Below are 26,572 nucleotides of genomic sequence, written 5' to 3' on the forward strand. Positions count from 1 at the left end.
TTATAGAAAATGCAATGTATAAAAAATGGATTATAGAATTTGGTAAAATTTTGTGAAGTAAATTTCTACATAACATGCTGTAATGCTCTTGCATTATGCTTACTTTTGGAGCTATGAAAACAACCGGATTTATAGCCAGACGTTATTTATTTTCGCGCAAGCATATCTCGCTGATATCCACGCTTACCATCATCAGTATCATAGGGGTAACTATTGGTACGGCGCTGCTTATTGTCGTGCTTTCGGTGTTCAATGGTTTTTTTGATGTGATTCAGGGACTACTCCTTCAGAACGATCCCGACCTGCGTATAGAGTCTGCTGCTTCTAATTCTTTTCTTTTTACAGGGGATATGGAGCAGAAGCTGGCCGATATTCCGGAAGTACAGGCGATGGCGTCGTATATAGAAGGAAAGGCACTGCTGGCATTTAAGCACAGTGATGATAAAGTAGTACAGGTGCAGGGAATAGATCCCGATCAATATTTTGAGGTAAACAATTTTGATGAAAGTATTAATGAGGGTACGCTGGATTTATCCGTTCGCAATCAAAGGCCGGGGATGTTGGTTAACGGACAGTTGATGAATGAGCTAAATCTTAGAATTAATGATGAAGTTGTTTTGTTAAGTGCCGCCGGAATGCGCAAGTCGCTTACGCAGTTTTCTCTTCCACGCAGTTTCCGGTTTCAAATTCGAGGCAGCTATTCGCAGCTTCAAATCACCGAAAGTCCCGGCGTTTTTATTGATAAAGAAGCAGCACAGCGACTGTTCGAAATGCGGAATACCGTTTCGGGAGTTGATTTGCGCATATCTGATACCGATGAGGCAGAATCCGTGAAAGAGAAGTTACAGGCCTCACTGGGATCGGAGTATGAAATATCTACCTGGTATGATTTACAGAAACCGCTATATGATGTGATGTATCTTGAAAAATGGAGTTCCTATGTCATTTTAATGATTATCGTACTGGTGGCCGTACTCAATATTATTGGCTCGCTAACGATGATTGTCATCCAGAAAAATCGGGATATTGGAATATTGCTGACGATGGGTTTTACCCCGTCAGATATTAAAAATATATTTGTCCGCCAGGGATTTTATATTGGCATTATTGGGTGTGTAATTGGCGGAGGGGTAGGTTTGCTACTCAGCTGGATGCAACAGCAATACGGACTCATAAAGCTATCATCGGCCTTTATTATTGATGCCTACCCGGTAAGTATTAGTTCTGTTGATGTTAGCATTGTATTGGCGGGAAGTTTAGTGCTTTGTCTGTTGGCCAGTTGGTACCCCGCAAAAAGAGCGGCAGAGGTAGAGCCGGCTGATGCAATCAGGTACGATTAAGCAACTACTCCTGAAGGCCTAATTTTTTGCAGATATTGGCAAGTTGTTCCAGCTCCTCATCTGATAAAACCTCAAACTCCTTCTTTATGCGTGCCAGATGTTTGGGAAAGTAATTGGATATAAATTCTTCTCCTTCATCGGTAAGGTGAATGAGCATTGATCGTCGGTCTTCGGGATCCTGATGGCGTTCTACCCAACCGCTTTTCTCAAGATTATCAATTACAAGGGTGATGTTGCCTCCGCTTTTCAGGAGTTTTTCTCCCAGTGCTTTCTGATTAAGCGGACCTAAGTGCAACAGGGCTTCCAGCACTCCAAACTGGCTTATAGTTAATCCAACATCATTAAGCTGTCTATTTAGTCGGTTGTTAAGCGAGTCGGTTGCCCGCATTAATTTAATAAATGCGTTTAACGTCTTCTCTTCACGGTCACTGCCTTGATAGTGCGTACCCATTATTTTTAAGCTAAATTATTGAATATTGAATGATGCGCAGTAATTAATATATAAGTTAGTGAATGGGAAAGCCATTAAAGGTTATAATTAATGGTTACAGGAGCATGATCGGATAAATCCCATTCCATTTCGATGACTGCTTCCTCGGCGGCATCGAGCAGTTCTGGACCTGTCATATGGTAATCAATTCTCCAGCCCTTGTTTCGCTCTTTGGATGCAGCCCGGTAGCTCCACCAACTATACAGATCTTCTTCATCTTTGTGTAATTGTCGATATATATCTTCAAAACCGGTTTGTAGTAGGCGCGTGACCCACTCTCGTTCTTCGGGTAAGAATCCCGAAGTATTTTTATTTCGCTTTGGATTATGGATATCGATAGGCTTGTGGCAGATGTTATAATCGCCACACATTATGATGGGTTTCTCATTAGATAGAAACTTTTGGGCAAAGGGAAGAAAATATTCCAGGAATTCCATTTTTAAATCCTGGCGTTCATCACCCGTTGTACCACTGGGCGCATAAATAGAGAATACGTAGAGATCCTCAAATTCTGCCATTATCACGCGTCCCTCGCTGTCAATCCAGTTCACGCCCATTCCTTTTTCTATGCGGATGGGGTCCTGCTTTGATAAAATACCCACGCCCGAATATCCTTTCTTTTCGGCGGTATGATAGGCCTCGTGATAATTTAATTTTTGAATTGGACCTGGAATCTGATGCTCCATGGCCCGTAATTCCTGAATGCAGATAATATCAGGATCGGTTTGGTCAACCCAGTCTGTAAAACCGTGCCGATGTGCCGCGCGGATACCGTTTACGTTGAGGGATGAGATTTTAAGCATGGGATAAAGGTAATTTCTTTTTTAGATCAGCAGTTTTTTTATGGTACCTAAGTCTATTAGTTGAGTGAAAAGTGAGAAGAAAGAAGATCTGTAAGGATAGTTCTTTTCTCAGGTCTTATTATATATACAATGATAATTTAAATGATGATTTTATGTTAGATCTAAGTCACAAGAAGATGATTGTTTGGGATAAGGGAATACAGTTAATAAAAGAAGTTTATCGGATTACGGATTCCTTTCCCAGTGAGGAAAAATTTGGTCTCGTTAGTCAGCTTAGAAGAGCTTCTGTTTCTATTATTTCAAATATTTCAGAAGGTGAAGCCCGAAAAACCAAAAAAGAAAAACGTAGATTCTATGAAATTTCTTGTGCTTCTTTGGTGGAGATTGATGCCCAAATCGAGATATCATTAGAGCTTGGTTTTATTAGCAAAAAAGAAGTTAGAAAACTATCGGAATTACTAAACGAATGTTTCGCAATGTTATCGAAACTTAAGACAAGTCGATAATTAATTACTTCTTGCTTTTCACTTCTCACTTTGCCTTAACTATAGCATAATTCCGCTTGCCAACTTTAAGCGTAAACTCCGTATCATCCTTAAAGGTCACGCTGTATCCTTTATCAGAAACCTTTTCATCATCAATAGATATACCGCCCTGTTTAATCAGGCGCTTAGTCTGACCGTTACTGTCGGTAAAGCCGGCATCCGAAACAATATCCAACAGACGAACTTCAGTTCCCGCATCATATTCAAGGGTAGGAGCATCGTCTGGGATTTCATCACCCACTACCGTTTTTTCGAAGTGTTCTCGTGCAGCCTGTGCGGCTTCCTCTCCGTGATACATGCGCGTGATCACCAGCGCTAATTCGTGCTTGGTGTCGCGCGGATTTTTTTCTGCTTTTTCTTTGTATTTGGGCAGTTCATCCACATCAATATCTGAGAGTAGCTCAAACCAAGGGTAGATCAGGTCGTCAGGAATAGATAGCACTTTTCCGTACATATCATTGGCATCTTCTGTAATACCGATGTAGTTATCATAAGATTTCGACATCTTCATAGTACCGTCAGTGCCAACGAGCAGGGGCATCATAAGAGCGATTTGTGGCTCTTGGCCATCATCTTTTTGAAGTTCACGTCCTACAAGCAGATTAAACTTCTGATCGGTACCGCCGAGTTCCACATCAGACTGAAGGTGTACGGAATCCTGCCCCTGTGCAAGCGGATATAAAAACTCGTGCAGTGAAATGGGCTGATTGTTTTCGTAGCGCTTGGAAAAGTCGTCGCGCTCAATCATGCGAGCAACCGTCAGCTTTGAGGTTAACTTAATAACATCCTCAAAGTCCATTTTGCCGAGCCACTCCGAATTATATACGATAGTGGTTTTATCTTCGTCTAAAATCTTTGTGGCCTGGTCGAGATAGGTTGCGGCATTTTCTTCGATCTCTTCACGGGACAGGGCCGGACGCGTTTCATTTTGTCCGGTGGGATCTCCGATAAGTGCTGTAAAGTCTCCAATAATGAGTATAGCCTCGTGACCGAGATCCTGAAACTGTCGCAGCTTGCGAAGGATTACCGAATGTCCCAGGTGGAGATCGGGACGCGTAGGGTCGCAACCCAGCTTAATTTTAAGGGGTTCACCTTCTTTCTTTGAATTCTTGAGCTTTTCAACAAGCTCCTCTTCGGGTACGATTTCAACCGTACCTCTTCTAATTACTTCAAGTTGTTCGTTAACAGGTAAAAAATTCATAAATAATCAGGAATTGCTCTTTTCTAAAAATGGAAAATTTTCAATTGGATTATATTGCTCGAGCGTCTTCTGGATGGTCGTTGTAAAATTTTCGGCACCGGGATAAACGGTAGCAACCGTATCATAAGCCCATGGCGCCAAATAGATAACATAAGAATAGGTAGCCGAATTTTGTCGGGCTTCTTCGGAAGGGAAACTGAAGCCGGCAAGAATGAGCAGGATAGCACTAATAACGATACCGCTTTTTAGAAAGCCAAACGCGGCCCCTGCAATGCGATTGATAAAATTCAGCTTAATAGTTTCTAAAAATTTCTTACTTAAAAATGCCGCAAGGTGAACAAGTGATAAGGTGCCCACAAAAATGATAATAGCCGAAATAAAGGGGATAAAAGAAGCACCTTCTTCAAAGAGTGGATTGATTGCTGCGCCAACAGGTTCCATATATTGAAAGGTGAGAAAAACGCCTAAAATAATACCGACGATGCTGAGCACTTCCTTGATGATTCCATTAGCAAATCCGCGGTACGCGAAGTAAGCAATGGGAATCAGGATGAGGAAATCAATCAGATTCATCAGAACGCGGTTAAGAAAGTTCGTCTTTTACAACTTTACTGACTACAGACCCTTCCGCTTTTCCTTTTAGCTCCTGCATGAGTGCGCCCATAACTTGTCCCATGTCGGACATATCTTCGGCGCCAAGCTCCTCAATCTTTTCTTTCGCTTTATCACGCACTTCATCTTCAGAAAGCAATTCTGGCAGATAGGAGTTGATAATCTCCAACTCTTTTTTTTCTGCATCAGCTAGGTCATTACGATCACCTTTTTCGAACTGCTCAATCGATTCCTTGCGCTGTTTGGCCGCTTTCATGAGCACTTCAATAGTTTGCTCGTCAGAGAGTTCTCCTTCACCGCCTTTGCGTTCACTGATTTCCCGCTCCAGCAGTTTTGATTTTATAGATCGCAGTACACGCAGTTTATCCTGCTCTTTGTCCTTCATAGCCTGTTTGAGGTCGGCCATGATTTGATCTTTGATAGCCATAAAAATCGATTTTAAAATTGTTGAGGGTCGAACAAGCTCATAAAAAAAGGCTCCACCCACTCATGCGGATGCAACCTTTTTATCAAATAAAGAAAAACTGTTAGTCCTTATTCTCGTTGATAAAGTCCTGCACGTCTTCTTCGTCGATAATGGCTTCTTTGTAACCATACTTATTGTTAGCCGTTTTTTGAGCTACAATAACTTTGGCCATTCGCCGGTCGCCCGTCTTTTGCTCTTCTTCTTTGGTTCCGAAAGTTTTCTTCTTAGCCATGATGCTGGTTCTTAGGTATTACTTATTTAATTTCTTTGTGAACAGTATGCTTACGAAGAACCGGATTGTACTTCTTCAATTCCAGTCGATCGGGAGAATTTCGCCGATTTTTTGTGGTATGATACCGAGACGTACCCGGTGCTTCAGTGCATTCTAAAATTACTTGTACTCTGTTTCCTTTTGCCATAATTCTTTTGTTTCTGGTTATCAGTTAGTTTATGAATGGAAGTCAACAACCAATAGTATCTAACTGTTAACTGACTTAAACGTCTTTAATGAGCGTTCCTTTTTTTCTTGCTTCTTTCAGCACGGCATGGATGCCTTTTTTATTGATTGTGCGAAGCGTTTTTGCAGAAACTTTCAGTGTAACCCACTTGTCTTCCTCGGGGATATAAAATTTCTTTTTTTGTAGATTCTGCTGAAACTTATGCTTCGTTTTATTATTTGCATTTGAGGAGCGATATCCATTCTGTGCTCCTTTTCCAGTAATGTCATCTTTACGTGCCATGATACGAATAAAACGTTATTTTACATTTCTCAGATAGACTGGAAAAATAGGCTTATTCCCCAAAAAGATCAATGTTTCTTTTAGAGATATTTTTTTCACATATTAAGCCGTTCTGGGGGAACAAAAACAGGAACTTTAGGAAGACTTCTAATAGGGGATAAATTTGATTTACGAGCATATCTCGACATTTGTCTATAAATGCCATCACTTTCTTTGATTTTGCCTATTTATGCCCTATTTTCAGGCGTCTTCATCATTATTTTAAACCCCATTCATACCCACATTTATGGCGAAAACTAAAGGATCAGATTACAAGGCGGAAAATATTCAGGTTTTAGAAGGTCTGGAGGCCGTTCGCAAACGCCCGGCGATGTACATCGGGGATACCGGTCAGCGCGGACTTCATCACCTTATTAATGAGGTTGTCGACAACTCCATCGATGAGGCCATGGAAGGCCATTGCGATGTGATGGATGTTACCATCAATGATGACGGCTCTGTCACGATTGCTGATAATGGTCGTGGGATTCCGGTCGACGAGCATCCCAAAATTAAATTACCTGCCGTTGAGGTTGTACTTACAAAACTCCATGCCGGAGGAAAATTTGACAAAAATACGTACAAAGTTTCTGGTGGATTACACGGAGTTGGCGTTAGTTGTGTAAATGCGCTCTCCTCTCATTTTTATGCCGAAATTCATCGCGATGGTGAAATTTACGTTATGGAATTTGAGCATGGAGCAACTGTTCAGCCACTTAAGGTGAAAGGTAAGACTGATAAAACCGGTACTATTATTACGTTTACGCCTGACGCGGAAATATTTAATCAGACAACTGAATTTAAGTGGGATATTATTGCTGAGCGGATGCGCGAGCTGGCGTTTTTGAATCCACAGATAACGATTAACCTTGAGGATAAGCGGGAAGAAGATCTCTCCGAAACGTTTCACTATGAAGGTGGAGTAAAAGATTTTGTTAAGTATCTGGATGAGGATCGGGAAACCATGATGGAAGAACCTATCCTGATTGAAGGGGAGGTTGATATGGTGCCTGTTGAATTGGCTATTCAGTATAATGGCAGTTACTCTCAAAATGTGCATTCATACGTTAATAATATCAACACGCGCGAAGGCGGTACTCATATTTCCGGTTTCCGTCGTGCGCTTACTCGTTCGCTTAAGAAATACGCGAAAGATAACAATCTTATAAAAAGTGATGTCAGCGTTTCGGGCAGTGACTTCCGTGAAGGAATGACGGCTGTTCTGAGTGTAAAGGTTCCCGAGCCGCAATTTGAGGGACAGACCAAGACAAAGCTTGGTAACTCTGAAGTACAAAGTGCTGTTGAGGTCATCGTTTATGAACAGATGAATGAGTACCTTGAACGCAATCCTAAGGTTGCCAAGACGATTCTTGAAAAGGTTATTCTTGCCGCGGAGGCCCGCGAGGCCGCAAAGAAAGCTCGGAAGCTTATTCAGCGCAAGAGTGCGATGAGTGGCGGTGGACTTCCCGGAAAACTGGCCGATTGCTCAATTAAAGATCCCAAGCAAAGTGAGATTTATCTGGTAGAGGGTGACTCGGCCGGAGGATCTGCAAAGATGGGACGAAACCGAAGCTTCCAGGCGATACTTCCGCTTCGAGGTAAGATTTTGAATACCGAAAAAGCGAAGATTAATCGCATCCTGGAGAATAATGAAATCCAGGCTATGATTACGGCTTTAGGAGCTGGAGTGGGCCATTCTGAAGAAGATTTCGATCTCGAAGAATTACGGTATCACAAGATCATTATTATGACGGATGCCGATGTGGATGGCTCCCACATTCGAACATTGTTGCTTACCTTTTTCTATCGATACATGAAACCACTTGTGGAAGGAGGCCATGTATATATTGCGATGCCGCCGCTTTATAAAATTACGGACAGTCAGGGCAATATTGACTATGCCTGGGATGAAGAAACACGGCGCAAGTTGGTAAAAGAACACAGAAAATCCCGTTATAAATTTGATGTTTCTCGCTATAAGGGACTTGGTGAAATGAATCCCGAACAGCTTTGGGAAACCACAATGGATCCCGAAACACGAACTCTGCAGCAGGTTACGGTAGATAATGCCGCCGCTGCTGACAAGCTGTTCTCCAGGTTGATGGGATCTGATGTGCAACCTCGACGGGAATTCATCGAACGCAACGCTAAATACGCAACACTTGATATTTAAGTTCTGAGTGTTGGAGTGCTCATGTATTGAAGTACTACTTCAAACTTTCACACCTCAACACTTATAAACTTGTATACTTTTAGGAATCTAATTTTAACACTGTACTAACTATTATCCATGGCAAGAGATAAAATTATACCTATTGCGATTGAAGATGAGATGCAGTCGGCCTATATCGATTACTCGATGTCGGTTATTGTATCTCGTGCCCTGCCCGATGTCCGGGATGGTCTGAAACCGGTTCACCGACGTATTTTATACGGAATGAGTGAGCTGGGCATGCTTCACAACAGAAATTATAAAAAAAGTGCTCGTATTGTAGGCGAGGTGCTTGGTAAGTATCACCCGCATGGCGACTCGGCCGTTTACGACTCGATTGTTCGGATGGTCCAGGACTTTTCCTTGCGCTATCCCTTAGTTGATGGGCAGGGAAACTTCGGTTCTATCGACGGGGACTCCGCAGCGGCTATGCGTTATACGGAAGTTCGTATGGAGCGTATCGCCGAAGAAATGCTCACGGATATCAACAAAGAGACCGTTGATTTTAACGATAACTTTGATGATACCCTGCAAGAGCCTACCGTTCTCCCGGGCATGTTACCAAATATGCTGCTAAACGGAGCTTCGGGTATTGCGGTGGGGATGGCCACGAATATGGCGCCCCATAATCTGACGGAAACCATTGACGGTATTGTTGCCTATTTGGACAATCCGGATATCGAATGCAAGGAGCTTATGGAACATATTCCAGCTCCTGATTTTCCTACCGGTGGCATTATATACGGTTATGAAGGCGTGAAGGAAGCTTATGAAACTGGTCGTGGAAAAATAACCCTTCGTGCTCGTTGCACAACAGAAGAGCTACGTCACGGACGTGAGCAAATTGTCATTACTGAAATTCCTTACCAGGTCAATAAAACCACCTTGGTTCAGAAGATTGCTAAGCTGGCACAAAACGAAAAAATTGATGAAATTTCTGAGATCCGTGATGAGTCGGATCGTGACGGAATGCGGATTGTAGTAATACTCAAAAGAAATGCCAATACAGGCATTGTGCTCAATCAGCTCTATAAGTATACCCAGATGCAGACGACCTTTGGGGTTATTAGTCTGGCGCTTGTAAAAGGGCGTCCCAAAGTGATGCCGCTTAAAGAGCTTATTTATCATTATGTAGAGCATCGCGTTGAAGTTATTATTCGACGTACGCTTTATGATCTGGATCAGGCGGAATCACGAGCGCATATTCTTGAGGGACTCAAAATTGCGCTGGATGATCTGGACGAGGTTATCAAAACTATTCGAGCCTCCGACAGTCCGCAGGAAGCGAATGAAGCACTGCGCTCAAAATTTGCGCTTACCGATCTTCAGGCCAAGGCCATCCTCGATATGCGCCTGCAGAAGCTTACCGGACTGGAGCGCGATAAGATTGAGCTTGAGTACAATGATATTGCCGAGAAGATTGAGGACTATCGTGAGATTCTTTCAGATCGCAGTCGACAAAAGTCTATTATTAAAGATGAGCTCCTGGAGATCAAGGATCGATACGGCGATGAACGTCGTACGCAAATTGTACACTCTGCCGAAGACTTCAGCGTTGAAGACATGATCGCTGATGAAGATGTAGTTGTGACTATCTCCAACAAAGGATTCATCAAGCGAATGCCGGTCAGCGGGTATCGCCGACAGAAACGCGGTGGAAAGGGAATGAAAGGTACGACTACCAAAGATGACGAATATGTAGAGCATCTTTTTGTAGCGACCAATCATAATTACATTCTTTTCTTTACAGAGAAAGGACAATGTTACTGGTTAAAAGTTTATGAGATTCCCGAAGGTTCGAGAACCGCTCGCGGTCGTGCTATTGTAAATCTTATCGATATTGATAAGGATGATTCCATTAAAACATTCGTTCCGGTGAAGACCTTGGACGATGAGGAATACATCAACAACAATTACATTATCATGGCTACGAAAGAGGGCAAGGTTAAGAAAACGACCCTTGAAGCCTATAGTCGTCCGCGCCGAGATGGAATTATTGCCATTAATATAAATGACGACGATTCATTGCTCGAGGCTGCTCTTACAAATGGTGAAAGCAATATTATTCTTGCTAATAGAAAAGGACGCGCCATTCGATTCCACGAGGATGAAGTCCGAGATATGGGCCGAAACACTTCTGGGGTTAAGGGCATGGACTTGGGTAAAGATAACGAATTGGTTGATATGGTCGTTATTAAGAACACCCATGGAGCTACGGTTCTGGCGATATCTGAAAACGGATACGGCAAGCGATCGATGGTCGAAGATTATAGAGAACAAAGCCGTGGCGGAAAAGGAGTGATTACTCTCAAGGTTACCAAGAAAACTGGTGATTTAATTGCCTTGAAAGATGTATCAGATAAAGATGATCTGATGGTTATCACCGAAGGCGGAAAAGTAATCCGAATGAGTTGTGACGGAATACGAACGATGGGTAGAAATACGCAAGGCGTTCGAATTATGCGTCTCGACAGCGAAGGAAAAATTGCTGCCGTAACGCGTGTCGTCAACGAAGAAGAGGACGAAACGGTGTAGCAATTAATCTCTCCTTATACACTTTAAAGCAAACCCTGTCAGAGTTATTATTCTGACAGGGTTTCTTATTTTTAATCTATTTCTTGAATTTCTGAAAGACTTTCTTTTAGAATTTCTGCTGATTTGGTAAGCCCTTCTATCTCTTCGTCTGTAAGGTCAGGAGTAATCTTATTTTTAACTCCTTCCAGACCGATAACACTTTGCAGGCTCATACATACATCAGATATTCCGTATTCCCCACTCCAATAGATACTAACCGGGATGACACTTTTCTCGTCTTCCAAAATGCCTTCAACAATGCGGGCAATAACAACGCCAATGGCCGTATTGGTAAATCCTTTGCGTTCAATAATTTCATAAGCGGCATTTTTTGCTTGGATAAAAAGCTCCTCCAACTTCTCGCGTTTATAAGGTTTGTTCATGATGGTATTATGTTCAATGGGCTTTCCACCAATATTTGCTTGACTCCAGATAGGTACTTCTGAGTCGCCGTGTTCACCAAGGATATACGCGTGCACCGAGCGGGGATCAACATCATAGTAATTGCCAAGTAGGGCACGAAAGCGGGCGGTATCTAAAAGAGTGCCTGTTCCAATAATTCTTTGCGGCTCTCGGCTACTCAGTTTTTGTGAAACATAGGTGAGAATGTCCACCGGATTGGTAGCAATAATTAAAATAGCATTGGGGGCGTGTTTATCCAGCTTTGAAATAATATCCTTAAAAACAGCGGCATTTCTGTTTAAGAGCTCAAGCCTTGACTCGTCCGGTGATTTTTGTCCAACACCTGCGGTAATAACAATTACCTGGGTGTCATTAAGATCTTCGTAACTGCCAGAGCGTACTTTTACATTTCCAACTAAAAGTTGACCATGCATGAGATCCATGGCTTCGCCTTCAGCTTTTTCTTTATTTTGATCGACTAATATGATCTCGCTTGCTATTCGTTGATTGAAGAGGGCATAGGCCGCGGCCACTCCAACATTTCCCGTTCCGATAATACCAACTGTTCTTCGTTGAATCATAATACATTATCTTTTAGGTTCATTATTAATGTAATTGATGGATCGGAAATCATTTGAATAATTCCATCCCTTTATATTTAAAATATTTGTATACTTATTCACTGGAAGTTTATGAACCGTCTTTATATAAAAGTCTTACTCCAATAACTAAAAATTTGCCAGCTATGGCCAAAAAAGATATTGATTTAACTAAACACGGGATAAAAGTCGACAATTTCATCAGGAATGTTTCCCCGGCGGAATTTTATGAAGAGGCTATTCAACATGATGCCGGTTCAGTGATTGCTAATAATGGAGCTCTTGTTGTTCGTTCAGGAAAGAGAACAGGGAGAAGCCCAGCAGATAAGCGCGTTGTTGAAACGGAAGATATCAAAGACGAAATTTGGTGGGGAAATATTAATATTCCCTTGGATGAATATACCTTTAAGATAAACCATCAACGTGCCACTGATTACCTCAATACACGGGATAAGTTGTATGTAATTGATGGGTTTGCGGGGTGGGACCCCAATTACCGAATTAAAGTGCGGATTATAGCCGAGCGTGCCTACCATGCTCTTTTTATGCACAACATGCTCATACGACCCACTGAAGAAGAGCTGGAAAATTTTGGAGACCCTGACTTTGTGATATACAATGCTGGTAAATTTCCTGCAAACAAATATACCGAGGGTATGACCTCTGATGCCAGCGTGGACGTAAATTTTAAAACCAAACAGATGGTTATCCTGGGAACTGAGTACGCAGGTGAGATGAAGAAGGGAGTTTTTACGGTGATGCATTACCTTATGCCCAAAAATAACGTACTTTCGATGCACTGTTCAGCTAATGAAGGAGATAGTGAAAATGATGTGGCCTTGTTTTTTGGTCTGTCCGGCACCGGTAAGACGACGTTATCTGCAGACAGTAGTCGTAAGTTGATTGGGGATGATGAGCATTGTTGGAGCGAAGATGGGGTGTTCAATATTGAGGGCGGGTGTTATGCTAAGACCGTTGACCTATCAGAAGAAAAGGAACCGGAGATTTATAACGCCATCAGATTTGGAACTGTCTTGGAAAATGTTGGATATAATTCTTATACGCGCGAAGTGGATTATGAGGATACGTCTATCACCCAAAATACACGAGCTTCATATCCCATTGAATATATATCCAATGCCAAGATTCCGTGCAAGGGCGGGCATCCAAAGAATATCATTTTTCTTACCTATGATGCTTTTGGGGTGTTACCACCTGTAAGCAAATTAACGCCTGAGCAGGCTATGTATCATTTTATTAGTGGCTATACAGCAAAAGTAGCCGGTACCGAAGTAGGCGTTACTGAGCCTGAGGCTACATTCTCTGCCTGTTTTGGAGCGGCATTTTTGGCATGGCCGCCAAGCAAATATGCTGAAATGTTGGCCGATAAAATGCGTAGACACGATGCGAAAGCCTGGCTCGTAAATACAGGATTAACTGGGGGGCTTTATGGTAAGGGAAGTAGGATAGATCTGAAGAACACCCGAGCAATTATCGATGCTATTCATAATGATGTTCTTGACGATGTTTCCACGGTAACAGATGAGGTATTTGGCTTTGCTATTCCAAAGGAATGCCCAAATGTACCTTCCCAAATGCTACAACCCAGAGATACTTGGGATAATCCAGAAGATTATAATAAACAGGCTGCCAAACTTGGCAAACTTTTTAAAGAAAACTTTCAAAAATACGAGAAGGAAAGTAGTCAAGAGATTATTAATGCTGGCCCTAAAATTTGAGTAACGGTAGACTCTTAAAACTGGTTGATATGTTGCGGTTTCTTTGCGGTTGGTAGAGGCTCGGAAAAACTGTAAATCAATGATAAGATCACTTGCCGAATTATGTTTTTTTCGGGTCTGTATAATTTTAAATATAGGTTATGCTATGAGTAAATAAATCTTAATTTCTACTTATCTACTTTTCTAATCATTTCTTTCAATAATTTATTTCTTTTTTCTAATAATATATCTGGAGAAATCAATTTAACATCTTTTGGAAATTGTAATAGCCATTCGTTGATGAAGTCTAAATTATCGAAATAAAACTCTATCCTAAATAATTTAGGTTTAATTTTATTTTTCTTAATAATCTTCGTCGGCAAATTGGCCTGAAATCGCTTTAGTGCGCTCTCGGATACATCTACTATTATTTTCTCCGAACGATCGTCAGATCGAAAAATAAGGCCCTCTACGTCGATTTTGCCATATGGGACGAACTCTTCATCCAAAATTTCGATCTCTGACATACGATCGAGTACAAAATTCCGTGTATCGTCTCTTTTGTGGGAGTGACCTATCACATTCCAGTGGTCGCGATAAAAAACGATAATATAGGGATCCACTTTTCGGCTACTTATTTCTTCTGTTGATTTGGCTCGGTAATTAAAGCGAATGGTTTTGTTTTTGGCGATGGCATTACTAATGACATACCAGTCTCCGCCCTCCATTTTTTCAGCCCCAAAGTTTAAGTATGGATCTACTACCGTCCGTTCTTCCAGCGATTCCATAAATTCCCGAAGCTCATCCGGCACCACTTCTTTTATTTTTAGCTCAACGCCTTTGGCATCTTCTATAAGTTTTTGGTCGACCTGGGATTTTACAAAATTGAGTCCTACCATAATGGTAGCAAGCTCCTTATTTGTGAACATCAGCGGAGGGATTTTATAACCCTGCATAATGCCATAGCCGTGGTATTTGTCATGGGTGACGGGGACGTTCATTTCCGACAGGGCATTAAAATCGCGAAAAACGGTTCTGCGACTTATGTTAAATTTATCGGCTATTTTATCTACCGTTATACGGCTGTTTGATTGTTGAAGCATAAGGATGAGCTTCATTCTGCGCTCAGAGCTGTTCATCGATAATAAGAGTCATTTTTTAGTGGTGGATGAAAGCTCAATATAAGTGAAACCGCAGAGATTCTCAGTGAATAAAAGGAGGGAAGAGTTAAGGTTTTTCAATGATGATGATAGCTTTTCCGCTATAGAAATCAGAACCACTGGAGAGATCAAAGCATGTAATAGTGAGTGGTTTCGAAAGACCTTGTAATTCATCCTCAAAATCTAATCCCTTGTAAAGAATCATCTTTTTCCAGGATAAATGGCCGGTCATTTCAATAAGATTGCCAATCTTAAAGGCGTGCTTTGAGATAAGAATACATTCTTCCTTATGTTGCAAATCCTCGATGGACCCGTCTATAATGCCAATATTTTTTAGATCCAATTCACGTGCTATTTGCTTCATAGCCAGACACTTTTTGGTAACTAAATCGTTTAGTACAAAATGTTTATCTGAATGCGTGATGGCTAAAGGAATGCCCGGTAATCCGCCACCGGTTCCGGCGTCAATGAATAGTTTGTTTTCTTGAAAGGCCTGTAGCGCTGAAAGGAGTAAAGAATGGCGCATGTGCTCCCAGATAGTTTCACGTGGAACACCTCTGCTGACAAGGTTTACGCGATCATTCCACCAGAGAAGCTTATCCAAATAGGATTCTAGCTCATTCCGGAATTGCTTAATGAGCCCATCGATTTGAGCAAATGTTTCACGTGGAACGGATTTTTCAATAATATGATGTTGTTCCACGTGAAACGAAAGAGTTTAAAGTTGTAATTTGTGGATGTTTTTCTGATGTATTAGTTGTTGAGATAAACCATAAGAACAGAAATATCGCTGGGTGTTACTCCGCTAATTCGGCTTGCCTGACCCAAGGTTTCGGGACGAATTCGGTCCATTTTCTGTTTTCCCTCAGCAGAAAGACTATTAATCTTGTCATAATTGAGCTCTTCTGGAATATGGGTGTCTTCCTGTTTCTTCATTTCTTCGACCATCTCAAACTCTTTTTCGATGTAACCTGCGTATTTGATCTGAATTTCAACTTGCTCGTAAACAAGCTCGTCAGAAGTGATCTCATGTGCTTTTTCTTTGAGTTCAGGATCGGCATTCATCAAATCAAAAATGGAGAGTTCGGGACGGGGAATAAGCGTTTTTGCTTTTACAGGTTGCGATAGGGTAGAGGTGTCCTGTTCTTTGAGCATTGGATCCATCTTTTCCGGATAGACCGTATAGTCAGCAAAAAGGTCATGAATTTCATCGATGGCTTCTTTCTTGATTTTGAACTTCTCATAACGCTCATCAGAAGCCAATCCAATTTTATGGCCCAGCTCGGTAAGACGAAGATCGGCATTATCCTGACGTAGCAAAATGCGATGCTCGGCGCGGGAGGTGAACATACGATAAGGCTCTTCAGTCCCTTTGGTGATAAGATCATCAATAAGCACCCCGATATATGCTTCGGATCTTTTGAGAATAAATTCTTCTTTGCCCTGAACTTTTCGTGCCGCATTAATGCCGGCCATAAGTCCTTGGCAGCCAGCTTCTTCGTAGCCTGTAGTACCATTAATTTGCCCGGCAAAAAAGAGCCCTTCCGTAATTTTAGTTTCCATACTCCGTCGGATTTGATAGGGAGGGAAGTAATCATATTCAATAGCATAACCCGGACGAAGCATAACCGCATCCTCAAATCCTGGAATAGTACGAAGCGCTTTATATTGTACGTCCTCAGGCAAGGATGTTGAAAATCCATTTAGATACATCTCATAGGTATTCCATCCTTCGGGCTCAAGGAATAGCTGGTGACTATCCTTATCAGAAAATCGATTGATTTTATCTTCAATAGAGGGACAATATCGAGGGCCGGTAGATTCAATGGTGCCATTGAACATAGGGCTGCGATCAAATCCGGAGCGTAGCATATCATGCACCTCCTCATTAGTATTGCCGATCCAGCAGGTGAGTTGTTCTTCGCGGGATGGAAGCGACTCGGTCATAAAGCTAAACGCATTGGGATCTTCATCCCCGTACTGAATCTCTAATTTGTCATAATTGATTGAACGTCCGTCAATACGTGGAGGCGTACCGGTTTTAAGCCGGCCAACTTCAAAGCCGAGATCTTCAAGAGCTGCAGAAATTCCAATTGAAGCACGTTCCCCTGAACGCCCTCCTCCAAAATTAGTTTCGCCGATATGCATCAAACCGTTGCCAAAAGTTCCGGTAGTAAGGATAACGGCATCAGCTTCAAAGACTTGCCCCGTTGAGGTTTTTACTCCGGTAGCTCTTTTCCCGTCATCAGTGGTTAAAACATCAACCACATTATCCTGACGAAAATGGAGGTTTTCTTTCTTTTCGAGTTCTTCGCGCATTGTCTTGCTGTAAAGAGCACGATCACTTTGACAGCGCGGACTCCACATTGCCGGTCCCTTGCTTGTATTTAGAATACGAAATTGTACACCGGATTTATCAGCTACCTTACCCATAAGTCCGCCCAGGGCATCAATTTCTCGTACCAACTGTCCCTTTGCAACACCACCGATAGCCGGATTGCAAGACATTTTTGCAATGGCATCAAGGTTCATCGTTATAAGTAAGGTGTTGGCACCAATTTCAGCAGCGGCTCCTGCGGCCTCACTGCCTGCGTGACCGGCACCAACTACAATCACATCGTATTTTGGGAAAAGAGAATTCATAATGTTCTAAGTGTATGTTTTTATTACACTTAAGTGGTTATTATTTGTAGAGTTGTTTGCTGTCGCCTCAATCCGTTGCTAAATCAGCAATAATCTTGAGAGTCTCCAAAAATAAGGGTTTTTAAGCAAAATATTTAACGTTCTGTCTTAGAGTTATTATTGTAATGATTAAGTGTAAATAGCAATCCAATAACGATTAGAAGATGTCAAAAATTACCAAGGCTGTCATACCTGCTGCAGGAAAAGGAACTCGGATGCGGCCGCTTACGAATTATATGTCGAAGTCAATGCTGCCGTTGGGCAAAAAGCCGGTACTGCAGCATATCATCGAAGAGCTGAAAGAAGCAGGAATACAAGAAATTGCTGTAGTGGCAAAAAGCGACGATCAAAAGATGGTCAACTATTTTGAAGATGATGCTTCGGTACAGTTTATTTTTGATGACTCTTTATCGGGGCCGGGCGGTGCTATCTTAAAAGCAGAAACGTTTGTAAAAAGTGAAGATTTTGTGGTGGCCTTTGCTGATGCTCCTCTACAAGGATCGGGAAGATCAACCTATTTAAAAGATCTTATATCACTGAAAAGGGAAAACGATGTTATGGGAGTATTGGCGATCTATCCTATAAATAAAGAAGAGGTCTCATCGAGGGGCGTAGTAAAGTTCGATATTGATAAATCCATAAATAGTAAGACAGTTCGATTAACAGATATGATAGAAAAGCCGTCGGCAATTCCCGATGAGCCATGGGCAACAGCCTGTAGGTATGTGTTGGACAATAGAATTTTTGAAACTCTTAAAGAAACATCGCCCGATAATAGTAATGAGCTACAGCTTACCCCTGCAATCCGCAAGAGGATTCAAGGTGGAGATGTGGTGCTGGGATACCCGTTGCCGGAGAAGTTAAAGCGGTACGATACGGGCAATTTCGAAGATTATTTTCGAGCGGTTATAGATGTTGTGGAGAGCAATTACTTTTAAATAAAACGGAGGTTAATCGAACATGACTAACTCTGTATCGATAGAGTTGTTATTTAATTTGATTATTCGGTAGCCAAAAGTATCAGTATTAATAACTTTATTTAAGGATTGCTCCATCTGATATGAACTGGCGGGGGTAATTATCTGTGTTACGGACCCTTTCTTTTGGGTATGATCCATATGGTAGTGTCCGCAAAATATTGTGACCTCTTGTCCTACCTTTCTAAATATAGTTTCCAATTCGTCTCGGTTTTGTAGGGGAGCTGCTGTATCTACGAAGGTTTCAACGGGTAATACAGGATGATGTATAAAGACAATAACACGTCTCTTCCTATTTAGTTTTGACTTCACCCATTTTAACTGATGCTTACTGATGCTATTAGATGACGAGTCTAAAAATAATAAGATATTATCATCGGATTCTTGACTGTAATAAAACTCGTCGTTGTTATGTTGTGGGAGAGACAAATCTAAATGCTCAGATACATTTTGATAGTTGTCATGGTTCCCAAGGATAATTCTAAAACTGAAGCTCTGCAGGGTATCAAAAAACCAATTATGAGTATCGGCTTTTCCGATATCACCCCCAAATACAATATCTTGTAATCCTTTTTTAGATACACTTTCTAAAATACGCAACCAGTTTTCCCGGGTATCTACGCCAATTTTCGAGAGGTATGATTCATCGAGATGAGTATCAGTTATGTAAGCAAAAGATTGTACGTTCATGGTAGACGTCATTTCTTAATATTTTAAAATAAATAAGTTGTCTCATTATTCCCTTCAGTTTTATAGCAAGTTCTCCTTTTCAAGCCATTCATAACAATCACGAACAGATTTTTTGACAGCAGGAATACTGTAGCCCAATTCCCTTTTAGCTTTATCACTGGAGTAGACCACATTTCGGGTCATAAGTTTTGCAAGCTCCGGCGTAAGGTCGGGTTCATTTCCGGTGAAATAAGAAGTTCCGGCTTGTAAATAGGCAACAAGCTTTAGAATGGGAGCGGGAATTATTTTGGGCTGGGCAGAAAGGCCGGAGACTTCTGCAATGGTAGAGACAAATTCAGCAAAAGTGCAGTTTTGGCCTCCTAAAATATAGCGTTCTCCATCTTCACCTTGCTCAACGGCTGAAATATGAGCCTTTGCAACTTCTTTAACATGAGCCACACTCATATTTCCGCGCGTAACGCCAGGCAGATCGTCATCGCGCAAAACAAAAAACAGGCGCCCCCAATTATTGGCATCATGCGGACCGACGACCATGGCCGGATTCATGATTACGACTTTCACATCGTGGTCGCGAGCTTTTAACGCTTCGCGTTCGGATAACCATTTGGTACGTTCATAGTTAACCCACGAATCGTTTCCCTGTTGTGGTGTTTCTTCAGAAATGCTTCCCTTAACTTTACCCCAGGCCGATACACTGGAAGTGTGAATGAAAGTGTCGATGTTTTTTTCTATGGATGCCTGAACCATATTTTTGGTTCCTGTGACATTAATATCGGTTTGACGCTCATTGTTTTGCGACCACATATTTGTGTCACCGGCCAGGTGAAAAACCACGTCAGTATCTTCGGGCATTGCCTTTTGCAGGGAGGGTAAGTCGGTAATAGAACCTTCAGCCAAATTTACAGGCAGCTGTTTTAAAGTTGATACATCAGATGTAGACCGGTGGAGTGCCGTAACATCCCAACCTTGATCAACAAGCTGTTTAACCAAGTTGATACCAATAAAGCCAGTGCCGCCCGTAACAAAAGCACTCTTTGTCATAATGGTGTTTTGGATTTAACAGTCTTGGATTATGAGAGATATTACATCGCTTAGAAAATGAGCCAAATGAATCCTAAAATAAAAAGCCCTAAACTGAATAAGAGTTTAGGGCCAAAAGTAAAGTGAATGGCAATGTTATTGATCTTTATGCCAATCCAAAAATTCAACAATAGCCCGCCAGACCGCTTCCATTTTCGTTTCGGCCTCATATTCAAAGGAAGTGTCATCGTCAACTACGACCATACAGGCCTTATCCTTGATCAGGACGGAATAGCCCAAGTCATCCTCGATTTTTATAACCACCGGCATGAGCCACTTCCAAGCCAGGTGAAACTTCATGTCTTCGAGCTGGAGAAACGCCAGGGGAATGTCTTTTACATCTTCCTGATCAATTTTGATGGTTGAGCCCATCAGATCTTCGATCAGACGATTTCCATTATTAGCTTCTTCTTGGGTCATAATAGTATTTTTAATTCTTGAATATTTACTGCTCTAAAATACAGAAATTTGAAAAGGGCACAACGTTAATTAAAAGACAAAGGTCCAAACTAATTAACAAAGCTACTGCTGCTCCCTTTTTTGGAGGTTTTCTTAAATGAGAAAGAAAATTTAGTCCCCTGCCTGGTAGAGTCGACTGTATGTTCAGCATCCAGTTGTCTTAAAAGTGTATCAACAAGTTGAAAGCCAAGGGAGCCATCTTGGGAAATTGAAGTGAAATGATCAGGTAAGCCTTTTCCGTTATCAGAAATAGTTAGGGTAAGTACTTCATCATTGCTTTGGGATAAATCAATAGAAATAAGACCTTGTTCTTTGGCAGAAAATGCATGCTGCAAGGCATTTGTAACGATTTCGTTAATGACTAAGCAGGCAGGTACTCCCTGGTTAATATTAATAGTAATAGGAGATAGGTTGAGGTCTAAGTTTATAGTCTGATGCTGATTATACATACTACTCAAATTCTCAAGCAGTTTTTCTATGCTCTTATCAAATCGTAACTCAACAAGACTGTTTGATTGATATAACAGTTCATGGATGGAACCAATGGCTTGGATGCGAGTTATGCCGGATATAAGCTTTTCTTTCAATTTGGGATTATCCTCATCAAAAATCTGTAGCTGCATCAGCCCCGAGATAATAGCCAAATTGTTATTTACCCGGTGATGAATTTCGGATAGAAGAACCTCTTTTTCTACCAGGGAGTGTTCAAGCTTGGCTTGGGTCTGTTTCTGATCAGTGATGTCCATGGCACTTAAAATCAGGTATTTATCTTCATCACTTTCTAAAACTTCGGAATTGATAAGTAACGAAATAGGTTTGCCGGACTTATCATTTATTACCCATTCTTCATTCGGGAGGGACGTGCCTTCTATCAGTTGTTGAAAATTCTGGTTCCCTTTCCCATGGGTTTCTTTACTAAGCAGGGTCGTAAAATGCCGTCCTACTATTTCTTTTCTGGTGTATCCAAAGATATTTACAAAGGCATTGTTCACACTATCGATTTGCCCATCTTGGTTCATTACAAGAATAGCTACATCTATTGTTTCTAAAATAGAATCTGTATATCGGCGGCTTTGATCCAGTTCCTTGTCTTTGAGATAGAGTAATATATATACAACTGCAGCAGCAATAGTTATAAAAAGAAGCCCCTTTAGTACCTGGATGTTAAGAAGGCTAAAGGTATTACCATTCACATAGGCAGCAATAAAATCAGACGTGATGATCCAAACGTATCCAAACAGTAGAAGCATTAAAGCAATAGCTTTGCTGCTTAACAGAATCCTTTTAATTTTCATAATTTAGACTCTCTTATAGGTAATAGCACGATAGTACATTATAATAAATTGTAGCTAATAGAAAACGAAACCTCATTCCAAGTGAGCACTGCCAATTCCCTTAATTTTAGCCCGATCAAAAGACAGGGAAAAATCCGTACCATTTCCATTGGAAGTAAACTGATAGGTAGCTTCGAGCTGTTTTGAAAGGGTATCGACTAATTTAAAGCCGAGCGATCCCGACTGAATTAACTTTTCATGGTCATCGGGCAACCCTTTTCCGTTATCAGAAATCGTAAGATGAATTAGGCTATGTTTTTCGAAAAGCTCAATGCCAATGGTTCCTGTATCCTCGAAGGCATGTTTTAGTGCATTGGTGACCACTTCGTTGATAATGAGCGAGCAGGGAATAGCTTGATTGACATTGAGGTTAACAGCATCCAGCGTGTATGAAATATTAATATTGTCTGCCGACTGAAAAGTATCAGTAATATTGGAGATCAGTTTTTTGATATTTTCATCAAGCTGCAGATTTGAAAAACTATTTGATTTGTACAACAACTCATGAATGGCGGCCATGGTTTGGATGCGAGCCACGCTGTCAAAAAGCTTGTTGCGCAAATCTTTGTCTGTCGCTTCAAAGGCTTGCAGCTGCATCATACCCGATACTACGGCCAGGTTGTTTTTTACCCGGTGATGAACTTCGGCCAGTAAGGTTTCTTTCTCTTTCAGGGATTCTCGAATTTCCTGATCACGCTTTTTCTTTTCTTGGTGGGCCAAAAGCTGTGCAATTTGATCAGTGACAGCTCCGGCAAATGAAATTTCATCGCTTTCCCAGCTGCGCTTTCGGGTTACAGACTCATGACAAACGACGGCTTGCTTAGAACCATAACTTATAACACTGGTATCCAGGAGCGATTTTATGTTGTTGGGAGTTAAGTACGAATCAGCGAGTTCGCTGAAGGCTTCATGATTGTAGGGATGTTCGGCAGCAACGGTGCGGTGTTCTTTAATGTAACTAAAATATTTGGGGCTATCTTGTTTTGTGATGATAGTTCCACGCATGGTGTTTAGCTGTCCGTCATCAAAGGAACAAACACATCGCAGTTTTTGGTCTTCAAGCAGCCAAAGGTTTACGCGTTCAACGCCTAATGTTTGAGCGGAAATTTGGAGGACGTCAACCAAGGCATCTAAAAGATCTTTCTGCAACAGAGATTGATCGGTTGCCAGGCGTGAAACAACTTCCTGAAATTCCCGGCTTTGCTGCTCCCGCTTTTTAAAGGTTGTAATATCTTGCATGGCACCAATAATTCGAATAGGATCGTTATCCTTATTACGAACAACAAAAGCCCGATCGTAAATATATTTGTAACTGCCATCGGCACATTTAAAGCGATATTCGAATTGAATGCGATCTTCGTCCGAAGAAAGCGCTTCATCAAGTTTATCCTGAACGTACTGCTGATCGGCTGGATGAATTTTGTTTCTCCACCACTGGCTTAATTTATTAACCTCCTCTTTTTCGTAGCCGAACATGTTGTAAATGTTTTGATTGTACTGCATGGCATCAGTGCGCAGATCCAGATCCCAGATGGTATCGCTGGTAGCTTTTGATACAATCTCGTAGCGCTCTACACTTTCCTGTAGTTTTTGGCTTCGTTCAATTTCAGCAGTTACATCTTTTTCAATGGCTATAAAGCCGGTGCATTGGCCGTCATCATCCAGAATGGGATCGATAGTCATATCCAGCCAGTACTTACGGCCGTCTTTGGTATAATTTAAGATGACCTCCTGCACGGTCTCCGGCTTTGCAAGTTTATTGGCGATATGCTGTACGGTAGCGGGATCAGTTTCGGGTCCTTGTAATAACTGTCCGGGATTTTTACCGACAATCTCGTCCAGCATATATCCCGTTACTTCTTCAAAAGCATCGTTGACCCAAGTAATATTTTCATCGGCATCAGTCAATACTATTAAATCGGTTGTTTTGGATGCCACTAAGGACAACTGCTCAAGTTTATCCTCATACCTTTTTTGTTCGGTGATATCGGTGAGAGATCCCACAATGGCTACCGTTGCTCCATCTTCTACGATGGGAGCCTCATTAACGAGCACCCAAATTATTTCACCGTTTCTTTTCTGGAGTTGAAGTTCAAACGCTGGCTGGGGTTGACCCGTTTCAATTGCTTTTTGTGTGTGTTCCAATCCTTCTTCATTAATGGGGTGGTCAGTCGTAAATTCTGTCCATTGTTTTTTGGCCTCTTCAACAGGATATCCCAAAAAGTCTTTGCACTGTGGACTCAGGTAAGTGAGTACATGATCAGTATCATGCCGATAAAACATGTTGGTACTGTTCTCGACGATATCACGCAATTTTTGTTCCGTACTTTTGAGCTTCTTTTCTGCCCGTTTACGAGAGGTAATATCTTGAGTACTGCCATAAATGCACCGGCATTGTCCATTTTCAAATTCTGCCTCTCCAACAGCATGTATCCACCGTTCATTGTCTTTGGCAGTAATAATTTTGAGCTCTTCATCGAAAGGGATAGCTTCGTCTATTGCCCGCTGAACGGCCTCCTGAATTTTTTTGCGGTGATAGCCTTCCTTATAGAAATTTATTGCTGAGTCCAGATCAGGCTCATAATCTTCATCCACTTCGTGCAGTCGTTTTATTTCTTTAGACCAATGCAATGATTGATTGGTAAGATCCAGTTCCCAATGACCAATGCTGGCAAGGTCATAGGCCTTGGCAATAATTTGATCCTTTTCCTGCAGGTCTTTTCTTGATTGAATATGATCAATTTTAAGTCCCAAAAGCCCCGTTATTAAATCCAAAAGCTGTTGTTCCTCATGTAGGAAGGGACCGAGATCTCTGGGTGGTTTTTCTTCGGTGTAGACAACACTAACTGTAAGTGTTCCCGACAATAAGAGATCGGATTTTGTTGAACGCAAGAGCCATGGGGTTTCCCTAAAATGCTCGGTGCTGTAGGTTTTTTCTTTAAATGTAATGGATGCTTCTGTTATTTCGGGATAAGCCCATCCTTGCGGTATAATCCGCAGAGTATTTTCTAGGAGTTCCTTAATGGTTAGCTGTTGTTCATCCAGGCTGGAAATATGAAATATGCAGGCCTGTTCTTTTGTACGCTCCAGCAAATGCTTGTAAACGAACGTATTTTGACTTTCAGTATTCTCCGGGTGATCTGCTTTGAGTAGTTCTCGATCAACTACAGATTTCAGCCGACTAATATTACTTTTATTGATATAATCGGAGGCGCCTTGATGGAGAATATCCACCACTTTTTCTTCACCGATGTGTTCTCCAATTATAATAAAAGGAAGGTTTGGGGCATGAGCTTTTGCGTATGTTAAAGCATCAGTAGCGCTAAAATTAGCAAGGTTGTAATTACTGATGACAAGATGTGGGGTGTTCTCTGCAAGAAGAGACTCCAGTTCTTTCCGGGTTTGCATGATTGTAATCTCATGCTCTAATCCAACGCCGGATAACGTCCTGTTTATTAGTTTAACATCGCTTTTATCATCTGCGAGGAGTAAAATTTGATAAGTACGGTCCATGGAAAAGCTCATTAAAACTGATCTATGCTATACTACACCGTATGACCAGCTTGGAATAAATTGTATACCAGTGAAATTATCATTCCTGTTTGCTACTCGAGAAGTCGTTCATGAATTAAAAATTCACGATTTGTTAATATGTTATGAAATAACCGAATGATTACCTATAAAAATAAAATATATTATGTTTACAATTATAATTGGGTGCTAAAAGATAGGTCAACCATTGGTTATTTTTGTAAATGGACAAGCTGATAGATCTTTTAATTTAATTGCGGTTTTTTAGTAACCATTTTTAAAGTCAGTCGTCACATAACCGAGCAGAGTTTGCAAAGGCCTAATTCTGCGCTGATATATGTATCTGCTAAATGGATGATTCCAAGGAAAAAGAATTTCAATTAATCCAAAAGATCCTGGACGGTCAGCAAGATCGTTACAGGATACTTGTTGACAGGTATGCAAAGATGGTATTTAGTATTGTTGGAAAATTTGTGAATAGAAAAGCTGACCGGGAAGAATTGGCGCAGCAGATATTTGTTAAGGCTTACGAGCGACTGGATTCTTTTAGGAGGCAATCAAAGTTTTCTTCCTGGCTTTACACGTTGGCAAGGAATCACTGTTTGGACTACGCCAAGAATATCAGGCGATCAAATAAGGAGTTCAGTGAGATGGAATCCCACGAGCTCGAAGCGAACATGAAAGTAGAGGATTTGCCCAACGATGATATTGAGAAGCAGGAACAGAAGGCAATATTGGAAAAGGGCCTTTCTGCAATAACACCGATTTATGCAGAGGCTTTTTTGATGAAGTATCGTGATAATATGACGTATAAAGCCATGGCAAAGCGTTTGGATGCCACGGAAGGAGCTCTAAAAGTGCGCGTGCACAGGGCACGCAAGGAGCTGCAGGATTATATCAGCCAATATAACTAGGAGA

24 protein-coding genes are annotated in these 26,572 nt (G+C 41.4%); 7 read left to right on the top strand and 17 right to left on the bottom strand.

Going from position 1 to position 26,572, the window contains the following annotated elements; genetic code table 11:
* Positions 1-95 precede the first annotated feature (95 nt).
* Positions 96-1,340, top strand: a complete 1,245-nt coding sequence (locus U5J89_RS13780; RefSeq protein WP_322576224.1) for an FtsX-like permease family protein — start codon at positions 96-98, stop codon at positions 1,338-1,340.
* 4 nt (positions 1,341-1,344) lie between these two features.
* Here the strand turns inward: U5J89_RS13780 and U5J89_RS13785 are convergent, their stop codons facing one another.
* Positions 1,345-1,791, bottom strand: coding sequence for a MarR family transcriptional regulator (locus U5J89_RS13785; protein ID WP_322576225.1), 447 nt, complete (start codon positions 1,789-1,791; stop codon positions 1,345-1,347).
* A 74-nt stretch (positions 1,792-1,865) separates the two neighbouring features.
* Positions 1,866-2,633: an exodeoxyribonuclease III gene (locus tag U5J89_RS13790; protein WP_322576226.1), complete on the bottom strand. Its 768-nt coding sequence runs from the start codon at positions 2,631-2,633 to the stop codon at positions 1,866-1,868.
* A gap of 152 nt (positions 2,634-2,785) precedes the next feature.
* On the opposite strand from U5J89_RS13790, the gene U5J89_RS13795 reads away from it, so the two are divergent.
* Positions 2,786-3,139, top strand: a complete 354-nt coding sequence (locus U5J89_RS13795) for a four helix bundle protein (protein ID WP_322576227.1) — start codon at positions 2,786-2,788, stop codon at positions 3,137-3,139.
* Positions 3,140-3,164: 25 nt separating this feature from the next.
* Here U5J89_RS13795 and tyrS read toward each other — a convergent pair whose 3' ends face one another.
* From tyrS to rpmB, 6 genes are all read right to left on the bottom strand, one after another.
* On the bottom strand, positions 3,165-4,379 hold the full coding sequence (tyrS, locus tag U5J89_RS13800; protein ID WP_322576228.1) for a tyrosine--tRNA ligase: 1,215 nt from the start codon (positions 4,377-4,379) through the stop codon (positions 3,165-3,167).
* 6 nt (positions 4,380-4,385) lie between these two features.
* Positions 4,386-4,952: a CvpA family protein gene (locus U5J89_RS13805; protein ID WP_322576229.1), complete on the bottom strand. Its 567-nt coding sequence runs from the start codon at positions 4,950-4,952 to the stop codon at positions 4,386-4,388.
* A gap of 10 nt (positions 4,953-4,962) precedes the next feature.
* Positions 4,963-5,418, bottom strand: a complete 456-nt coding sequence (locus U5J89_RS13810; protein ID WP_322576230.1) for a GatB/YqeY domain-containing protein — start codon at positions 5,416-5,418, stop codon at positions 4,963-4,965.
* Between the two features lie 100 nt (positions 5,419-5,518).
* Positions 5,519-5,689 carry a DUF4295 domain-containing protein gene (locus U5J89_RS13815; RefSeq protein WP_322576231.1) on the bottom strand — a complete coding sequence of 57 codons (171 nt, stop codon included), beginning with the start codon at positions 5,687-5,689 and terminating at the stop codon, positions 5,519-5,521.
* Between the two features lie 22 nt (positions 5,690-5,711).
* A complete protein-coding gene (rpmG, locus tag U5J89_RS13820; protein WP_095607703.1) occupies positions 5,712-5,876 on the bottom strand; it encodes a 50S ribosomal protein L33 in 165 nt (54 codons plus the stop codon).
* A 75-nt stretch (positions 5,877-5,951) separates the two neighbouring features.
* Entirely contained in the window at positions 5,952-6,197 is a 246-nt protein-coding gene (gene rpmB / locus U5J89_RS13825) for a 50S ribosomal protein L28 (protein ID WP_095607704.1), read from the bottom strand.
* Between the two features lie 286 nt (positions 6,198-6,483).
* Here rpmB and gyrB point away from each other — a divergent pair, with 286 nt between their 5' ends.
* Both gyrB and gyrA read left to right on the top strand, forming a co-directional pair.
* On the top strand, positions 6,484-8,409 hold the full coding sequence (gene gyrB / locus U5J89_RS13830; protein WP_322576232.1) for a DNA topoisomerase (ATP-hydrolyzing) subunit B: 1,926 nt from the start codon (positions 6,484-6,486) through the stop codon (positions 8,407-8,409).
* Positions 8,410-8,526: 117 nt separating this feature from the next.
* Entirely contained in the window at positions 8,527-10,983 is a 2,457-nt protein-coding gene (gene gyrA, locus U5J89_RS13835; protein WP_322576233.1) for a DNA gyrase subunit A, read from the top strand.
* Between the two features lie 71 nt (positions 10,984-11,054).
* Here the strand turns inward: gyrA and U5J89_RS13840 are convergent, their stop codons facing one another.
* Positions 11,055-12,005: an L-lactate dehydrogenase gene (locus U5J89_RS13840; RefSeq protein WP_322576234.1), complete on the bottom strand. Its 951-nt coding sequence runs from the start codon at positions 12,003-12,005 to the stop codon at positions 11,055-11,057.
* A 164-nt stretch (positions 12,006-12,169) separates the two neighbouring features.
* Between U5J89_RS13840 and pckA the strand changes: the two genes are divergently transcribed.
* Complete coding sequence (gene pckA / locus U5J89_RS13845; RefSeq protein ID WP_322576235.1) at positions 12,170-13,762, top strand: phosphoenolpyruvate carboxykinase (ATP); 1,593 nt, start codon at positions 12,170-12,172, stop codon at positions 13,760-13,762.
* Between the two features lie 167 nt (positions 13,763-13,929).
* Here the strand turns inward: pckA and U5J89_RS13850 are convergent, their stop codons facing one another.
* From U5J89_RS13850 to mnmG, 3 genes are all read right to left on the bottom strand, one after another.
* On the bottom strand, positions 13,930-14,880 hold the full coding sequence (locus tag U5J89_RS13850; protein ID WP_322576236.1) for a YafY family protein: 951 nt from the start codon (positions 14,878-14,880) through the stop codon (positions 13,930-13,932).
* Between the two features lie 88 nt (positions 14,881-14,968).
* Positions 14,969-15,604 (bottom strand): 16S rRNA (guanine(527)-N(7))-methyltransferase RsmG, encoded by a 636-nt coding sequence (locus tag U5J89_RS13855; RefSeq protein WP_322576237.1) that lies wholly within the window; start codon positions 15,602-15,604, stop codon positions 14,969-14,971.
* Between the two features lie 50 nt (positions 15,605-15,654).
* A complete protein-coding gene (mnmG, locus tag U5J89_RS13860) occupies positions 15,655-17,544 on the bottom strand; it encodes a tRNA uridine-5-carboxymethylaminomethyl(34) synthesis enzyme MnmG (protein ID WP_322576238.1) in 1,890 nt (629 codons plus the stop codon).
* Between the two features lie 203 nt (positions 17,545-17,747).
* Between mnmG and U5J89_RS13865 the strand changes: the two genes are divergently transcribed.
* The gene (locus U5J89_RS13865; protein WP_322576239.1) at positions 17,748-18,521 is read left to right on the top strand and encodes a sugar phosphate nucleotidyltransferase; all 774 of its coding nucleotides are present in this window, start codon (positions 17,748-17,750) and stop codon (positions 18,519-18,521) included.
* A 12-nt stretch (positions 18,522-18,533) separates the two neighbouring features.
* Here the strand turns inward: U5J89_RS13865 and U5J89_RS13870 are convergent, their stop codons facing one another.
* From U5J89_RS13870 to U5J89_RS13890, 5 genes are all read right to left on the bottom strand, one after another.
* Complete coding sequence (locus U5J89_RS13870) at positions 18,534-19,250, bottom strand: metallophosphoesterase family protein (protein WP_322576240.1); 717 nt, start codon at positions 19,248-19,250, stop codon at positions 18,534-18,536.
* Between the two features lie 60 nt (positions 19,251-19,310).
* Positions 19,311-20,291 carry an SDR family oxidoreductase gene (locus U5J89_RS13875; RefSeq protein WP_322576241.1) on the bottom strand — a complete coding sequence of 327 codons (981 nt, stop codon included), beginning with the start codon at positions 20,289-20,291 and terminating at the stop codon, positions 19,311-19,313.
* A 135-nt stretch (positions 20,292-20,426) separates the two neighbouring features.
* Positions 20,427-20,750, bottom strand: coding sequence for a hypothetical protein (locus U5J89_RS13880; RefSeq protein ID WP_322576242.1), 324 nt, complete (start codon positions 20,748-20,750; stop codon positions 20,427-20,429).
* Positions 20,751-20,839: 89 nt separating this feature from the next.
* The gene (locus U5J89_RS13885) at positions 20,840-22,084 is read right to left on the bottom strand and encodes a PAS domain S-box protein (protein WP_322576243.1); all 1,245 of its coding nucleotides are present in this window, start codon (positions 22,082-22,084) and stop codon (positions 20,840-20,842) included.
* 72 nt (positions 22,085-22,156) lie between these two features.
* Complete coding sequence (locus tag U5J89_RS13890; RefSeq protein WP_322576244.1) at positions 22,157-25,636, bottom strand: PAS domain S-box protein; 3,480 nt, start codon at positions 25,634-25,636, stop codon at positions 22,157-22,159.
* Between the two features lie 368 nt (positions 25,637-26,004).
* Between U5J89_RS13890 and U5J89_RS13895 the strand changes: the two genes are divergently transcribed.
* The gene (locus U5J89_RS13895; RefSeq protein WP_322576245.1) at positions 26,005-26,568 is read left to right on the top strand and encodes a sigma-70 family RNA polymerase sigma factor; all 564 of its coding nucleotides are present in this window, start codon (positions 26,005-26,007) and stop codon (positions 26,566-26,568) included.
* Positions 26,569-26,572: the final 4 nt, after the last annotated feature.

The sequence above is a fragment of the Fodinibius sp. genome (genome assembly GCF_034521915.1).
Classification (GTDB): Bacteria; Bacteroidota; Rhodothermia; order Balneolales; family Balneolaceae; genus Fodinibius.

Coding starts and splice junctions, on each gene's coding strand:
- U5J89_RS13885 (WP_322576243.1), bottom strand. CDS start 22,084: ATGAAAATTAAAAGGATTCTGTTAAGCAGCAAAGCTATTGCTTTAATG.
- U5J89_RS13810 (WP_322576230.1), bottom strand. CDS start 5,418: ATGGCTATCAAAGATCAAATCATGGCCGACCTCAAACAGGCTATGAAG.
- U5J89_RS13870 (WP_322576240.1), bottom strand. CDS start 19,250: ATGAACGTACAATCTTTTGCTTACATAACTGATACTCATCTCGATGAA.
- pckA (WP_322576235.1), top strand. CDS start 12,170: ATGGCCAAAAAAGATATTGATTTAACTAAACACGGGATAAAAGTCGAC.
- U5J89_RS13840 (WP_322576234.1), bottom strand. CDS start 12,005: ATGATTCAACGAAGAACAGTTGGTATTATCGGAACGGGAAATGTTGGA.
- U5J89_RS13790 (WP_322576226.1), bottom strand. CDS start 2,633: ATGCTTAAAATCTCATCCCTCAACGTAAACGGTATCCGCGCGGCACAT.
- U5J89_RS13780 (WP_322576224.1), top strand. CDS start 96: ATGCTTACTTTTGGAGCTATGAAAACAACCGGATTTATAGCCAGACGT.
- U5J89_RS13890 (WP_322576244.1), bottom strand. CDS start 25,636: ATGGACCGTACTTATCAAATTTTACTCCTCGCAGATGATAAAAGCGAT.
- rpmG (WP_095607703.1), bottom strand. CDS start 5,876: ATGGCAAAAGGAAACAGAGTACAAGTAATTTTAGAATGCACTGAAGCA.
- U5J89_RS13815 (WP_322576231.1), bottom strand. CDS start 5,689: ATGGCTAAGAAGAAAACTTTCGGAACCAAAGAAGAAGAGCAAAAGACG.
- U5J89_RS13850 (WP_322576236.1), bottom strand. CDS start 14,880: ATGAACAGCTCTGAGCGCAGAATGAAGCTCATCCTTATGCTTCAACAA.
- U5J89_RS13875 (WP_322576241.1), bottom strand. CDS start 20,291: ATGACAAAGAGTGCTTTTGTTACGGGCGGCACTGGCTTTATTGGTATC.
- rpmB (WP_095607704.1), bottom strand. CDS start 6,197: ATGGCACGTAAAGATGACATTACTGGAAAAGGAGCACAGAATGGATAT.
- U5J89_RS13785 (WP_322576225.1), bottom strand. CDS start 1,791: ATGGGTACGCACTATCAAGGCAGTGACCGTGAAGAGAAGACGTTAAAC.
- U5J89_RS13795 (WP_322576227.1), top strand. CDS start 2,786: ATGTTAGATCTAAGTCACAAGAAGATGATTGTTTGGGATAAGGGAATA.
- U5J89_RS13805 (WP_322576229.1), bottom strand. CDS start 4,952: ATGAATCTGATTGATTTCCTCATCCTGATTCCCATTGCTTACTTCGCG.
- U5J89_RS13865 (WP_322576239.1), top strand. CDS start 17,748: ATGTCAAAAATTACCAAGGCTGTCATACCTGCTGCAGGAAAAGGAACT.
- gyrB (WP_322576232.1), top strand. CDS start 6,484: ATGGCGAAAACTAAAGGATCAGATTACAAGGCGGAAAATATTCAGGTT.
- mnmG (WP_322576238.1), bottom strand. CDS start 17,544: ATGAATTCTCTTTTCCCAAAATACGATGTGATTGTAGTTGGTGCCGGT.
- tyrS (WP_322576228.1), bottom strand. CDS start 4,379: ATGAATTTTTTACCTGTTAACGAACAACTTGAAGTAATTAGAAGAGGT.
- U5J89_RS13895 (WP_322576245.1), top strand. CDS start 26,005: ATGGATGATTCCAAGGAAAAAGAATTTCAATTAATCCAAAAGATCCTG.
- gyrA (WP_322576233.1), top strand. CDS start 8,527: ATGGCAAGAGATAAAATTATACCTATTGCGATTGAAGATGAGATGCAG.
- U5J89_RS13880 (WP_322576242.1), bottom strand. CDS start 20,750: ATGACCCAAGAAGAAGCTAATAATGGAAATCGTCTGATCGAAGATCTG.